Below are 14,161 nucleotides of genomic sequence, written 5' to 3'. Positions count from 1 at the left end.
GGGTTCCGGATCCGGGGGTTCCTTGTCTATCTCGACGTGAAGTATCTTGATGTCGAGATTGATGGTGGACGTGAAACGGGGGCCCGTCATGCGGGGGAACGGACTGTGGGCACAGCTGCGGCGACCGCCGGGCGGGCGGGACGCGCGGATCATGCTGCTGGCCCAGGGCGTGGACCGGACCGGCACCGGGGTGTGGGCCGCCGCCTCGGTGCTGTACTTCAGCTACGTCTGCGGGATGGACGCCGGTCGGCTCGGCCTGCTGCTCGGCGTCGGCGCGGTGGCCGGAGTCATCGGCTCCCCGCTCGCCGGGCGGGCCGCCGAACGGCTGTCGGTGCGCGGGCTGTTGATCGGCTGCCACCTGCTGCGGGTGGCCACCATGGCGCTGCTGCTGGTGGTCGACGACTTCACCGCGCTGCTGGCGGCCGTCGCCCTGACCTGCCTCGCCGAACGCGGCGCCAAGACCCTGGAGATGCTGTTCGCCACCCGGGTCGCGGGCGAGCGCCGGGCCACGTACCAGGCGCTGTTCCGCAGCGTCGCCAACGGCGGGTACGCGGTCGGGACGGGCTTCGCGGCGATCGGCCTGGCCGTCGGGACCACGACCGCCTACCGGGCGCTGATCGTGGCCAACGCGCTCTCCTACCTGCTGGCCGCCGCGCTGATCCGGCGCACCGGGGAGCCGGCCGGCCGCGTTCTGGTGGCGGCCGACTCGGCGGCGCCGGTGCCGTCGGGCGGCACGGCGGACGCTGCTTCGGGCGGTCCGTCGACCGGTGCGGCGGCGCCCGCCGGTGGGGCCGCGCCGAGCCCCTGGCGGGACCGCGGCTACCTGCTGTTCGTCCTGCTGGACCTGCCGATGTGCCTGGACGACTCCGTCCTCAACGTCGGCCTCCCGCTCTGGCTGATCCACCACACCGCCGCGCCGCACGCCGTCGTCCCGGCCTTCCTCACCCTCAACACCGTGCTGGTGGTGCTGCTTCAACTCCGGGTCTCCAACTGGGCCGAGCGCCCGGGCGGCGCGATCAGGGCGGTCGGCTGGTACGGCGTCGCCCTGCTCGCGAGCTGCCTGCTGATCGCGCTCTCCACCGGCGGCGGACCGCTGACCGCCTCGCTCGCCCTGCTGGCCGCCGCGGCGCTGGTCACCCTCGCCGAACTGATGCGCTCGGTCAGCTCGTGGGAGCTGGCGGTCAGCCTCGCCCCGCCGCGCGCCCGGGCCTCCTACCTGGGCGTCGCCGGAATGTCCCAGTCCGTGCAGAAGTCCGTCGGCCCGATGCTGCTCACCGGCGTGGTGATGGTCGCCGGCCCGGCCGGCTGGGTCACCCTCGGCGCGGCCGGCACCGGTCTCGCCGCCCTCCAGCGCCGGGCCAGCCGGCGGCGGCTGGCGTCCCTGGCGGCGCCGTCGGCGGTGCCGGTGGAGCCGGTCGCGGTCGCCTGACGGAGGTGGCCGACCGGGCTCACGGCCTGCGGAAGGAGTCCGCGTAGAGGTGCCGGATGAGGTCGGTGTCGATGCCAGGGGTGGGGTCGTTGTCGAGGTTTCCGCTGATGCCGTCGACGAAGGTGTCGATGTCGCGCACGGTGAACCCCCAGTCCTCCAGGCCGGTCGCCAGCCCCGCGGTGTCCAGCACGGTGGCGACGGCCCGGTGGATGTCCCGGTGACCCAGGGCCTCGGCGACCTCGGCGAGGCCCGCCTCGGCGTGCGGCCGGACGACGCGCAGCCAGGCCGGGTAGAGCAGGGCCAGGCCCCGGCCGTGCGGTACGTCGACCCGCCGGACCGCGCCCATCGCCTGCTGGAGGCGGTGCGGCAGACAGGTGCTGGCGCAGGCGACGTTGACGCCGCCGAGCAGGGCGGCGCGGGCCATCGCCTCCCGGGTGCGCGGGCCGGTGCGCCCGGCGGCGACCAGCGGCAGGTGCTCGCCGATCAGCGCGATCGCCTGCCGCGCGTGGGAGCGGCTCTCGTCGGTCGCGCGGACCGCCACCTGGCCCTCGATCGCGTGGGCGAGCGCGTCGAAGGCGGTCTCGACGGCGACCGCGACCGGGAGCGGCGCGGTGAGGTCCGGGTCCACGACGGCGACCTTGGGGAAGACGTCCTCGCCCCGGATGCCGGACTTGAAGCCCCGGACCACGTCGGTGACGATGGCGCCCTTGGTGACCTCCGACCCGCTGCCGGCCGTGGTCGGCACGGCGATGACCGGCAGGGCGGACGGCGAGGGGGCGAGCGTCTCGCCGATGATGTCGCGCACCGTGCCGTACGGGCCGGCCACCGCCACCGCCTTGGCCGCGTCGATGGCGCTGCCGCCGCCGAGGCCGATCACGACGTCGCAGGAGCGCGACCCGGCCAGCGCGACGGCCTCGTCGATCTCGTCCGACCGGGGGTTGGCGCCGACCTTGTCGAAGACCGTCACGGACAGGCCCGCCCGGCGCAGCGAATCCACCGCCCGGTCCAGGAAGCCGTGGCGGCGCATCGCGGTGCGCCCGCACACGATCAGCGCGTGCCCGCCCCAGCGGGCCGCGAGCGTGCCGACCTGGTCCAGGGTGCCGCTGCCGAAGACCACATGGGTGGGGACGGGGAGTTCAAGCCGCACGGTCACCGACTCCCTTCTTCCGGTTCTCTTCCAGTGCCTCCAGGACGGCGCAGCTGCCGTCGGCGAGGTAGTGCAGGGCGGAGCCGCCGCCGGTGGAGCGGGGGCCGGTCCAGGGCAGCTCCGCGACGGTGTCGCCACCGAGCAGCAGGGTGTGCGGGTCGCCGGGTGTCCGGGCGCCGAGCACCGCCGCCGCGGCCCGGTGGTTCCCCTCGGCGTACCGGCCGGGGGTGCCGGCCACCAGGACCCGGCCGGCCTCCCGCACCGCGTCCACCGCCCACGGTTCGAGGTCGAAGTCGACGATGGCCCAGCCGTCCGGGACACCCGCCTCGACCGCGACCGTCCGGGTGGCGCCCCGCGGGCCGGCGATCAGGACCGTCCGGGGCAGGTGGATGCGGGCCCGGTGGCGGCGGCCGAGCACGGTGCGGGCCACGGCGGCGCAGCGCTCGGCGTCGGTGCCCAGCTCGGAGCCGCCGATGGCGTGACCGGCGGCCGCCAGCAGGGTGTTGAGCACCACGCCGCCGGGGATCACCACGTCGTACGCGCGGGTCAGGCTCTCCAGCCCCACCACCGTCTTCTCCGGCTTGACGCCGCCCAGCACGGCCACCGAGCCCGCCGCCCCGCCGGCGGCCGCCCACGGTTCCAGCAGCGCGGTCTCGTCGAGGAGGCTGGTGGCCGCGTACCCGGGGAGGAAGTCGAGGATGCCGACGTTGGAGGCGTGCCGGCGGTGCGCCTTGGAGAAGCCGCCGACCGCCACCCGGTCGCCCAACCCGGCCAGCGCGGCGGCCAGTTCGCGGTCACCGCGTTCCTCGCCCGGCTCCAGCCGGACGTTGCCGAACAGGGCGATCTCCCCGTCGCGCAGTTCCGCCGCCCAGCGCCGGGCCCGCGGCGACGAGCACTCCGGCAGGTAGCGGACCTCCCGGCCCAGGCGTCGGCCGAGGTAGTCGGCCAGGTGGTCCAGGTGCCGGGCGGTGCCGTCCTCGGCGCTGCCCTGGTGGCTGAGCAGCGCGACCCGGGCGCCCGCCGCGGCCAGGGCGCGCAGGTCGCCCAGCTCGGTGTCGATCCGGCCGGTGTCGGTCAGCGCGGTGCCGACGTTGAACCCGGCGGAGTAGACCCAGCGTTCGCCGGGTGTGACGGTGTGGTCGCGCAGCCGCCGCAGTGTGCTCACAGCCCGTACTGGCACAGGCCGGTCCGCTCGTCGAGACCGGACATCACGTTCATGTTCTGGATCGCGGACCCGGCCGCGCCCTTGACCAGGTTGTCGGTCACCGCGACCACCCGGACGAAGCCCCGGGCGGCGTCGTAGTCCACACCGAGGTGGCAGAAGTTGGAGCCGGTGACGGCCGTCAGCCGCGGATAGAGGCCGTACTCCTTGGCGTTGAGCCCGGCCTTCCTCGGGGCGCTGTTGACCCGGACGAAGAACTCGTCGGCGTAGAAGCGCTCGTAGAGGTCCAGCAGGGCGGCCCGGTCGAGGTGGGCGCGCTCCTGCCGGCGGACGGCCAGGCTCGCCTGGATGTGGATGCCCCGGGCGAAGTTGCCGTGCGCCGTGGTCATGTCGACGCACAACTCCCGTTCGGCCAGCGGCGCGAGGTGCTCCTCCAGCTCCGGGGCGTGGCGGTGCCCGTCGAGGCTGTACGGGAGCATGGTGCCGAACGCCTCGGCGTGCATGATCTCGGTGCGCGGCTTGTTCCCGGCCCCGGTGGTGCCGTTGACGGCGGCGAGGTGGACGGGCAGGTCGAGGTCGGCGAGACCGCTGCGCAGCAGCGGGGCCAGGCCGAGCACGGTGGTGATGGCGTAGCAGCCGGGGTTGGCCACCAGCCGGGCTCCGGCGATCTGTTCGCGGTGGAGTTCGGTCACCCCGTAGACGGCCTCGTCGAGCAGTTGGGGGGCGGCGTGCGGGGCGCCGTAGACCTCGGCGTAGCGCCGCGGGTCGCGGAAGCGGAAGTCGGCGCTGACGTCGATGACCTTCACCCCACGGTCCAGGAAGAAGGCGGCCGAGCGCATCGCCTCGCCCGACGGGGTGCAGAAGAACACCACGTCGAGGTCGTCGGCGCGGCGCCGGAGTTCGTCCACCTCGACGAAGTCCAGCCCGCAGCCGAGCAGATTGGGGTGGACCCGGTCGAACTCCTCGCCGCCCCGGGCGGTGGGCGTGATGGAGCCGACGCCGGGGTGGTTGAGCAGCAGCCGGGCGAGTTCGCCGCCGGCGTGGCCGGTGCCTCCCACGATGCCGATGTGGAGCGTCATGTGTCACCTCGCGGAGTAAGGATGATCTTGCCGGTGGTGGCCCTGCCCTCGGCCATCAGGCGCATCGCCTCGGCGGTGTCGGCCAGCGCGAAGCGGTGCGTGACCATGGGGCGGGGGTCGATCTCCCCGGCGGCCAGCCAGGAGATCACGGTGCGGAAGTCCGCGGGCGTCGACAGGGCGGAGCCGATGACGGTCACCTCCCGGCCGACCAGGGCGTTGGCCGCCAGCGGCACCGGGCCGTCGAAGAAGCTGACCGCGATCACGGTGCCGCCCGCCCGTACCGCCTCGACCGCCTCGTCGAGCGCGCCGGGGTGGCCGGCGGCGACCACGACGACGTCCGCCTCGGCGGTCGGGCCGGTCGGGCCGGTCGGGCCGGTCGAGCTGGTCGAGCCGGTCGGGCCGGTCAGGGCGGACGGGGCGGTCGGGGCGAGCACGTCGGCGTACGCGTCCGCGCCGAGGGCCAGGGCGCGTTCGCCCTTCTCCCGGCCGAGGTCGGTGCAGGTGATCCGGCTGAAGCCGAGTCGGCGGGCCGCGATCAGGCAGGCCAGGCCGATGGTGCCGGAGCCGATGACCCGCAGCGTGCGCCCCGCCGCCGGGCCGGCCAGCCGGACGGCGTGCAGGCCGATGGAGAGCGGTTCGACGAGCGCGCCGAGCTCCGGATCGAGGCCCGGGGGCAGCGCGAAGGTCATGCTCGGCCGGAGCGTCACGTACTCCGCGAAGGACCCCTGCCACCCCAGGTGGCACAGGTTCCGCTTGTCCCGGCAGAGGTTGGTGAGCCCCCGGGCGCACCGGTCGCAGCTCCCGCAGTGCGCGTAGGCCGCCGCGCAGACCAGGTCGCCGACGGCGAAGCCGCCCGCCGCCCGCTCCACGACGCCGCACAGCTCGTGGCCGAGCACGACCGGTGCGGTCTTGTAGGGGTGCGCGCCCCGGTAGGTGGCGAGGTCCGACCCGCACACCCCGGTGGCGAGCACCCGGACCAGCAGGTCCGCCGCCCCGGCGGCGGGCAGCGGACCGCTGCGGTACTCGATCCGCCCGTACTCCGTGAGCACGGCGCTGTTCATCGGCACGAGGTGGCCACCCGGCGTCCGGCCAGCACCTCGTGCAGCGAGTCGAGCAGGATCCGGCCGATGCGTTCCTGGGAGTCCGCCGACATCGCGCCGATGTGCGGCGTGATCACGACGTTGTCCAACTCGGCGCGCCGGCCCGGGTCGCCCTCCTCGGCCACCACGTCGAGCGCGGCGCCCGCGATCGCGCCGTCGGTGAGCGCCCGGTACAGCGCCTCCTCGTCGACCACCGGCCCGCGCGAGACGTTGACCAGCAGCGCCGAGCGCTTCATGGCCCGCAGCGCGCGGTCGTCGATCAGGTGGTGGGTACGGTCGGTGAGCGGCACGGCCAGGCACACCACGTCGGCGGTGGCCAGCAGGTCGTCCAGGCCTGCGGTCCCGATGCCCCGCTCGCGCAGTTGCGCCCGGCGCTCGGGCGTGTCCCGGTCGACGGTGGCGACCACCCGCATCCCGATGCCCTGCGCCAGCTCGGCCAGCCGCGAGCCGATCCGGCCCAGGCCCACCAGTCCGAGGGTCCGCCCGCCGAGTTCGATGCCGGCGAGGGCGGCCTTGTTCCAGACTCCGGCCCGCACCTGGCGGTCGGCCAGGACGAGGTGCCGGGCGGCCGACAGCATCAGCCCCAGCGCCAGTTCGGCGACGGCCGGCGCGGAGACGCCGGGCACGTTGAACACGGCCACCCCGGCGGCACCGGCGGCGTCGAGGTCGATGTTGTCGACCCCGGAGCCGGCCCGGGCCACCACCCTCAGCCGGGGCGCCGCCCGGATGACGTCCGCGTCGATGCGGACCCCGCTGCGCACCACGATGACCTCGGCGTCCTCGACCAGTCGCAGCAGGCGCTCCGGATCGGGCCGCAGTTCGACGTGGACGTCGTGGCCGCGGCGCAGTTCCGCCAGGGCGCTCTCGTGGATCGGGTCCACCACCAGGACCCGGGTGCGCGCGGCGGCGGGCGCGGGCGGCGGGGCGCCGCCGGCCTCGGCCAGCTCCTGGACGGCGCGCCGGTCCAGCTTGCCGGACGGGGTCAGCGGCAGCGTGTCCACCCGCAGGTAGCGGTTGGGCACCAGGTGGGCGGGCACGGTGGCGCGGGCGTGGCGGCGCAGTGCGGCGACGCTGAAGGCGCCGTCGCCGGCCGGGACCACCAGGGTCACCAGCGCGGCGGTGCCGTCGGCGTCGTACGTCACCGCGGCGGCCGCGTCGTGGACGGCCGGGTCGGCCCGCAGGGCCTCCTCCACCTCGGCCAGCTCCACCCGGTGCCCGCGGATCTTGACCTGCTGGTCGTTGCGGCCCAGGTACTCCAGGGTGCCGTCCGACAGCAGCCGGGCGAGGTCGCCGGTGCGGTACCAGCGGGCCCCGTCGAAGGAGCGGAAGCGGTCGGCGGTGAGTTCGGTCCGGTGCAGGTAGCCCGCCGTCACCCCGGTGCCGGCCACCCACATCTCGCCGGGCTCGCCGGCCGGCACCGGGGCGAGGTCGCCGTCGAGGAGCCGGACCGTCAGGTGGGGGAGCGGTACCCCGATGGGGGAGCGCACGGCGCCGGCGAGGTCCTCGGGGGTGAGCGCCCTGGCGGTGGTGAACACCGTCGTCTCGGTGACGCCGTACATGTTGACGAACTCCGGTGCCCGCGCCCCGGCGGCCTCGGTGTACGCCCGGACCACGTCCAGGTCGACGTTCTCGCCGCCGAAGACCACGTAGCGCAGGGCGAGTTCGGGCGCGCCGGAGTCGGCGTACTCCCGGGCCAGGAAGCGGAAGACGGACGGCACCTGGTTGAGCACCGTGACGCCCTCCTCGGCCAGCAGCCGCAGGAAGTCCTCGGTCGCGCGGGCCGCCGCGGTGGGCACCACCACGGCGGTGCCGCCGGTGGCCAGCGCCCCCCACAGCTCCCAGACGGAGAAGTCGAAGCTGAAGGAGTGGAAGAGCGTCCAGCGGTCCCGCGGCCCGAGGTCGAACAGCGGCAGGGTGGCCTCCAGCAGCGCCAGCACGTTGGCGTGGGTCACCACGCAGCCCTTGGGCTGCCCGGTGGAGCCGGAGGTGTAGATCACGTACGCCGGGTCCTGCGGCCCGGGTGTGACGGCGGGCGGGGCGCCGGGCGCGGGCCGGCGGGGGTCGATGACCTCGACGCCGTCCAGCCCGCAGGCGGCAGCCTGCTCCGGGTCGCCGACCAGGGTCTTCAACTGGGCGTCGGCGGCCATGTAGTGCAGTCGTTCGCGGGGGTACGTCGGGTCGAGCGGGACGTAGGCCGCGCCCGCCTTGAGCACACCGAGGATCCAGCCGGGCACCCGGTGGGAGCGCTCCAGGAGCACGCCCACCAGGTCGCCCGGGCCCACCCCGGCGTCGGCGAGCAGTGCGGCGACGGCGTCCGAGGCCTGGTCGAGCTCCGCGTAGCTGGTCTCCCGGCCGCTCTCGCGCAGGGCGGCGGCCCCGCCCCGCAGCCTGACCGACCCGGCGAACAGGTCGGTCAGGCTGCGGGCGCCGACCAGGGGGTCAGCGCTGGTCATAGCTGCCTCCGGTGGCCATCACGTCGCCCTGGTCGACCGGCTTGTAGAAGTCGGTGGGGTGCGCGGCGTCGCCGAAGTCGCCGAACATCCGGCGGAGTCGGGGCGACATGCGCTCCAGGACCTCGCGGGGCTGGTTGAAGTAGTCGTGCGGGCGGTGCCACAGCTGGCCGTAGCGGAGGATGAACGTCTTCCGCTCCTGCCGGGTGTTGGGCGCCACCGCGTGCCAGAGCGAGTACGGGAAGAGCAGCACGTCGCCCGGCGCGGCCCGGACGTCGACGGCCTCGTCCGGCAGCACGCCGCGGCGCAGCGGCTCGTCCAACTCCTCCATGTAGCAGAGCGCGTTGGTGGTGGTGGGCACCTTGCGGTGGCTGCCGGGGATCAGCAGGAAGTTGCCGCTGTCGGGCTCGGTGACGTCGGTGAGGAAGACCTGCGCCTTGACCTGGAGGCCGGGGCTGCCCGGGGTCAGCTGGATCCGCTGGAGGTACTCGCCGCCGTCGGTGTGCCAGTACTCCAGGGCCTCCTGCTGGAGGGAGCGGACGAAGATCTCCGTCCCCAGGATCTGGACGCTGCCGTTCAGCACGGACATCAGCGGCCCGACCAGCTTGGGGTGGTCGAGGAAGTAGTCCATCCCCGCGGTGCGGCTGACCGCGTCGCGGACCCGGACGGTGTGGCTGCGGTCGGTGAAGCTCGCGTGGTTCTCGATCGTCGGGGCGCCCTCGGCGACCACCTGGTCGATGATCTCCAGGCCGCGGGCCACCTCGTCGGCGTCGAAGACGCCCTTGAGGTGGATGTAGCCGTCCCGCTCGTAGCTCTCGAACTGCTCCTCGGTGAGCGGCGTCCAGTCGCGCTCGCGCTGCGTCACCAGGGTGGAGTCGCGCATGGTCGAAACGTGCATCATGGTGGATCCTCTCTGCGGTGGGGGGGTACGCGCCGTCAGTGGCGCTGGGGGGTGTCCTCGGGCTTCAGGCTTTGGGTTGCGGGTTGCGGGTTGCGGGTTGCGGGCTGCGGGCTGCGGGCTGCGGGTTTCAGGCTTCAGGCGGACCAGGTGCGCAGCAGGGTGTCGACGCCGTCCCAGAGGGCCTCGACGTCCGCCCGCGCGTACCAGTCGGTCTTGAAGTTGACGGTGGCCGTCACGCCGTCCTCGTCCTCGACCCAGAAGGTGGCGATCGAGGCGTCGTGCCAGCCCACGGCGATCGGCAGCGGCCGGGCCTCCACCCCGGGCATCCCGACGGTGCCCACCGTCTTGCGCATGCCGAGCGGGCGGGCGTTGAAGGTGACGTAGGGGACGCGGGACTGCCGGCCCACGGCGTCCGGGTCCATCCGGTGGATCAGGGCGGGCCAGGGCAGGTGGGCGTGGTCCAGGGTGTCGAGCATCCGGCGGCGGAAGTGCCGCAGGTAGTCCGCCGGGTCGGGCCGGCTCCCCGGCTCGCTGATCAGGACGGCCTTGCTCGCCAACCAGCCGGTGGTCTGGTGCAGTTCGGGCAGCTCCCGGTTGGCGGTGGAGAGCGTGGTGGCCACCGACGCGCTGCCGGAGAGGTCGAACAGCGCGCGGTGCAGCGCGGCGTGCATCAGGTTCAGCGCGGTCATCCGCAGTGGCCTGGCCACCGTGTCCAGGCGCCGGCAGACGTCGAGCGGCAGCCGGCGGCTGAAACCGTCCTTCTCCTCGTAGCGGACGGCGGACGTCCCGCTGAAGCCGGAGATGGGCATCGCCGGGATCGCCCCGACCCCGCTCAGCCCGGCCGCCAGCCGGTCCAGGGCCTGCCGGCCCTCGGGGGAGTCCGTCAGCCGGTTCTGCCGCCGGACGAAGTCGGGGTAGCTCAGCCGCACGGGCGGCAGTTCGAGGCCCGAGCCGTCGCGCTCGAGGGCGTAGAGCGCCGCGAGGTCGCGCATCAGGACGTTGAGCGACCAGCCGTCGCTGACCAGGTGCTCGATGACGAGGGCGAGGTGGGTCTCCTGGTCGGGGCGGCGCACCACCAGCAGCCGGGCCATCGGGCCCCGCTCCAGGTCGAAGGGGGCCGCGCAGGCCGCCCGCAGGGCCGCCAGGTCGGCGTCCGCGCTCCCGGCGGTGGACAGTTGCTCGATGTCCACCGGATCGGCCAGGCCGATGTGCCACACCAGGGCGTCCAGGTCGAAGCCGCTCAGCAGCACCGGGTGGCGCCGCTGCAGGGCGTGCCAGGCCCGGTTGAGGGCGGACAGGTCCAGCGGGCCGGTGAACGCCATTGGGAGGGTGGCGTGGTGGGGGTTGAAGACCCCGCGCCCGGCGTCCTCCAGGGTCTGGCCCAGGCGGTGCCGCTGGTTCCAGGAGACCGGCATCGACTCACGCATGGTTGAGCTCCCCCACCGGCCGCAGTGAGGCGCCGTCGTGGGCCCGGGCGCCGCCGTCGGCCCGCAGCGGGCGCAGCAGCAGCTGCTCCGGGTCGCACATCACCTCGACGAGTTCGGGGCCCGGGTGCGCCAACAGCCCGGCGAGGTCGGCGTCGAGCGAGGCGGCGCGCTCCAGCCTGCGGTAGGGCAGGCCGAAGGCCGTCGCCACGTCGCGGAAGTTCAGCGTCTCCGGCTCCGCCAGGGCGGGGCCCTCGCACAGCGCCTCCTGGGACTCCCGGATCGAGGCGTAGCCGCCGTTGTTCAGCACGAACACCTTGACGTCCAGGCCGTACTGGCGGATGGTCGCCAGCTCCTGGATGTTCAGCTCGATGGCGCCGTCGCCCACCAGCACCAGCACCTGGCAGTCGGGCCGGCTGAACGCCGCGCCGACCGCCATGGGCACCGCGGCGCCCATGTTGAGGAACGCCGCCGAGGTGATCTCGCGCTGCGCGGCGGCGAACTCCAGCGTCTGGCCGGTCACGTAGTAGGCGCTGCCGGTGTCGACCACGAAGACGTGGCCGGGGCCGGTGTGGGCGTCCAGCCGCTCGACGAAGCGGTACGAGTCGAGCGGTTCGCGCGGCTCGCCGCCGGTGATCGTGGGGTGCGCCGCCTTCAGCTCGGCGCAGGTGGCCAGCCAGCGTTCGCCGCCGACCGGCCCGGTCGACTCGGCGGACTCGATGAGCAGCGCGTCCAGCAGGTCGCGCACGTCCATGCAGACCGGGAAGTCGACGCGCACGCCCTTCTTCTTCAGCTGGGACGGGTCGATGTCCACCGCGACGACCGTCGCGTCCGGGTCGAAGCCGTCCGCGTCCTCGCCGACGAAGGCGGTCGACAGGCTGGACCCCAGGGAGAGGACCAGATCCGCCTGGGCCATGATCAGGTTCGGGTAGAGCCGCCCCCGGATGCCGCCCTGGCCGAACCAGAGCGGGGAGTCGTACGGCAGCAGGTCGTTGCCCAGCCGGGAGGCGACCACCGGCAGTCGCAGCCGCTCGATCAGCGTCCGGAACTGCTCCTCGGCCGCACCCTGGCGGATGCCCTGGCCCGCGACGACCAGCGGCCGTTCGGCGCAGCGCAGCATCGCCATGATCTGCCGGGCGGCCTGCCGGGCGCCCGCGCCCCTCGGCTCGCCCTCGGCGGACGGCGCCCCGCGCAGGGTCGCCGGGTCGATCTCGGCGGCCTGCACGTCGAGCGGGATGTCCAGCCAGACCGGGCCCGGCCGGCCGGAGAGCGCCTCCCGGACCGCCCGGTCCAGGTGCGCCCGGATGTCGGACGGGTGCTCCACCACCGCCGCGTACTTGGTCAGGCTGCGGGCGCTCTTCACCACCGCGAAGCCCTGGACGCCGAACGACCGGGCGTCCTCGTCGATGTGCCGGGTCTCGACCTGGCCGGAGACGACCAGGACGGGCACGCCGTCGGCGTAGGCGTCGACCAGCCCGGCGAGCGCGTTCACCGCGCCGGGGCCGCTGGTGACCAGGGCGACCCCGAGGTTGCCGGTGAGCTTGGCGGCGCCGGTGGCCATCAGCGCGGCGGCGGTCTCGTGCCGGGCGCAGACGGAGAGCAGCCCGGGCTGCCGGGCGAAGGCGTCGTCGAGGTGGATGGAGCCGGTGCCGGACAGGCTGTAGCAGGTTCGGACGCCCAGCGAACTCAGGTAGGAGGCCACGTAGTCGGCCACGCGCACGGTCATGCCAACCACTCCCGTACCCGCCGGGCCAGCTGCGGCGCCGTCAGCCCGAACTGCTCGTACAGGAACTCGGCGGGGCCGATCGGGGCGAACACCTGCGGTACGCCGATCTGCAGCACGGGAACCGGGGTGGTGCGCACGACGACCTCGGCGACCGCCCCGCCGAGCCCGCCGTTGACCACGTGGTCCTCGGCGACCACCAGCCGGCCCGTCTCGCGGGCCGCCCTGGCGACGGCCCCGGCGTCGATCGGCTCGACGGAGCCCAGGTGCAGCACCCGGGCGTCCACGCCGTCCTCGGCGAGGAGGCGGGCGGCCTCCGCGAGCCGGGTGGTGAGCAGACCGGTGCCGATCAGGGTGACGTCGGCGCCGTCGCGCAGCTGGGCCGATCCGCCGTAGCCGAAGGTGTGGTCGGCCGGGAACAGCTCGGGGGTGTCCAGCTTGCTGACGATCCGGAGGTAGACCGGGCCGTCGTGGGCGAGCGCCTCATGGAGTGCGGCGACGGTGTCGCGCGGCGTCGCCGGTGCGAGCACCTTCAGCCGCGGGATGGCGCGCATCCAGGCCAGGTCCTCGACGGCGTGGTGGGTGCCGCCGAGCGCGCCGTAGGCCAGTCCGCTGACGAAGCCGCAGAAGACCACGTCGGAGCCGGTGTAGGCGGCGTTCTTGATCTGCTCCAGGGCCCGGGAGGCCATGAAGCAGGAGGCGGAGTAGACGAACGGGCGCAGGCCGCTGTTGGCCAGGCCGATCGAGACGCCCACCAGGTTCTGCTCGGCGATGCCGACGTCGACGAAGCGGTCGGGGAACTCGGCCTGGAAGCCGAGCGCGGAGTGGGTCTCGGCGGAGTCGTTGTTGACGATGCAGATCCGCTCGTCCGTACGCGCCAGTTCGAGCAGGGCGGCGGAGAACGCGGTGGCGCAGTCAGGCACGGGAGGCCTCCTCAAGCTCCTTCAGCGCCCGCTGGAGGAGGTCCGGGGTGATCTGGCGGCTGTGCCACTCCAGGTTGCGTTCCATGAAGGACACGCCCTTGCCCTTGACGGTGGCGGCGATGACGCAGGTCGGCCTGCCGGGGGTGAGCGGCGCCGAGCGGAACACATCGAGCAGCGCGTCGACGTCGTGGCCGTCGACGGTGACCACCTCCCAGCCGAAGGAGCGCCACTTCTCGTCCAGCGGCTCCAGGGCGTTGACGTCCTCGGTGCTGGCGCCCTTCTGGGCGAGGTTGCGGTCGACCACCGCGACCAGGCTGTCCAGCCCGCGCGAGGCCGCGAGCATGGCGGCCTCCCAGTTGCTGCCCTCCTGGAGCTCACCGTCGCCGGTCAGGACGAACGTCCGCCGGGCGGAGCCCTGGACGCGGGCGCCGAGCGCGGCGCCGACGCCGAGGGACAGGCCGTGGCCGAGCGAGCCGGTGTTGAACTCGATGCCCGGCACCCGGGTCGAAACCACGGTGCTCAGACGGGAGTTCGGGCCGCCGAAGGTCGCCAGCTCCGCCTCCGGGAGCAGCCCCTTGAGCGCCAGCACGCTGTACATGGCCGCGGACGCGTGTGCCTTGCTGAGGATGAACCTGTCCCGGTCCGCCTCCTCGGGGCCGCCGCGCAGCACGCCGAAGTGGAGCGCGCAGAGGATGTCCATGGCGGAGAGGTCCGCACCGATGTGGCCGGTCCCGGCGGTGCTGACCGTGGTCAGCGCCAGCGCCCGGGCGCGCGCCGCCTGGCGGCGCACCGTGGCCGCGTCTTGCAACAACACTGTGGCCCT

Annotated in this window: 11 protein-coding genes; 1 reads left to right on the top strand and 10 read right to left on the bottom strand. The window is 74.2% G+C overall.

All coding sequences use genetic code 11. The features are described 5' to 3' along the window. Positions 1-88 precede the first annotated feature (88 nt). Positions 89-1,429 carry an MFS transporter gene (locus ACZ47G_RS06580; protein WP_465740350.1) on the top strand — a complete coding sequence of 447 codons (1,341 nt, stop codon included), beginning with the start codon at positions 89-91 and terminating at the stop codon, positions 1,427-1,429. A gap of 19 nt (positions 1,430-1,448) precedes the next feature. Here ACZ47G_RS06580 and ACZ47G_RS06575 read toward each other — a convergent pair whose 3' ends face one another. The 10 genes from ACZ47G_RS06575 to ACZ47G_RS06530 all read right to left on the bottom strand — a co-directional run bounded on the left by ACZ47G_RS06575 (position 1,449) and on the right by ACZ47G_RS06530 (position 14,152). After that, positions 1,449-2,582 carry an iron-containing alcohol dehydrogenase gene (locus ACZ47G_RS06575; protein WP_465740349.1) on the bottom strand — a complete coding sequence of 378 codons (1,134 nt, stop codon included), beginning with the start codon at positions 2,580-2,582 and terminating at the stop codon, positions 1,449-1,451. Then, positions 2,566-3,741, bottom strand: coding sequence for a phosphoglycerate kinase (pgk, locus tag ACZ47G_RS06570; protein ID WP_465740348.1), 1,176 nt, complete (start codon positions 3,739-3,741; stop codon positions 2,566-2,568). Before pgk ends, ACZ47G_RS06575 begins: the two co-directional genes overlap by 17 nt. Continuing rightward, a complete protein-coding gene (gene argC / locus ACZ47G_RS06565; protein ID WP_465740347.1) occupies positions 3,738-4,817 on the bottom strand; it encodes an N-acetyl-gamma-glutamyl-phosphate reductase in 1,080 nt (359 codons plus the stop codon). Before argC ends, pgk begins: the two co-directional genes overlap by 4 nt. After that, entirely contained in the window at positions 4,814-5,878 is a 1,065-nt protein-coding gene (locus ACZ47G_RS06560) for a zinc-dependent alcohol dehydrogenase (protein WP_465740560.1), read from the bottom strand. Before ACZ47G_RS06560 ends, argC begins: the two co-directional genes overlap by 4 nt. After that, complete coding sequence (locus ACZ47G_RS06555; protein ID WP_465740346.1) at positions 5,875-8,370, bottom strand: amino acid adenylation domain-containing protein; 2,496 nt, start codon at positions 8,368-8,370, stop codon at positions 5,875-5,877. Before ACZ47G_RS06555 ends, ACZ47G_RS06560 begins: the two co-directional genes overlap by 4 nt. Next, positions 8,357-9,268 carry a phytanoyl-CoA dioxygenase family protein gene (locus ACZ47G_RS06550; RefSeq protein WP_465740345.1) on the bottom strand — a complete coding sequence of 304 codons (912 nt, stop codon included), beginning with the start codon at positions 9,266-9,268 and terminating at the stop codon, positions 8,357-8,359. The genes ACZ47G_RS06555 and ACZ47G_RS06550 overlap by 14 nt, the downstream gene beginning before the upstream one ends. A 134-nt stretch (positions 9,269-9,402) precedes the next feature. Next, complete coding sequence (locus ACZ47G_RS06545; protein ID WP_465740344.1) at positions 9,403-10,695, bottom strand: condensation domain-containing protein; 1,293 nt, start codon at positions 10,693-10,695, stop codon at positions 9,403-9,405. Beyond that, complete coding sequence (locus ACZ47G_RS06540; protein WP_465740343.1) at positions 10,688-12,418, bottom strand: thiamine pyrophosphate-binding protein; 1,731 nt, start codon at positions 12,416-12,418, stop codon at positions 10,688-10,690. The genes ACZ47G_RS06545 and ACZ47G_RS06540 overlap by 8 nt, the downstream gene beginning before the upstream one ends. Next, entirely contained in the window at positions 12,415-13,338 is a 924-nt protein-coding gene (locus ACZ47G_RS06535; protein ID WP_465740342.1) for a transketolase family protein, read from the bottom strand. The genes ACZ47G_RS06540 and ACZ47G_RS06535 overlap by 4 nt, the downstream gene beginning before the upstream one ends. Further along, positions 13,331-14,152 (bottom strand): transketolase, encoded by an 822-nt coding sequence (locus ACZ47G_RS06530; RefSeq protein ID WP_465740341.1) that lies wholly within the window; start codon positions 14,150-14,152, stop codon positions 13,331-13,333. The genes ACZ47G_RS06535 and ACZ47G_RS06530 overlap by 8 nt, the downstream gene beginning before the upstream one ends. Positions 14,153-14,161: the final 9 nt, after the last annotated feature.

This window comes from Kitasatospora sp. NPDC030952, assembly GCF_055571335.1.
The sequence above is the reverse complement of the archived record's forward strand: the minus strand, read 5'-3'. Positions and strand labels throughout refer to the sequence as shown.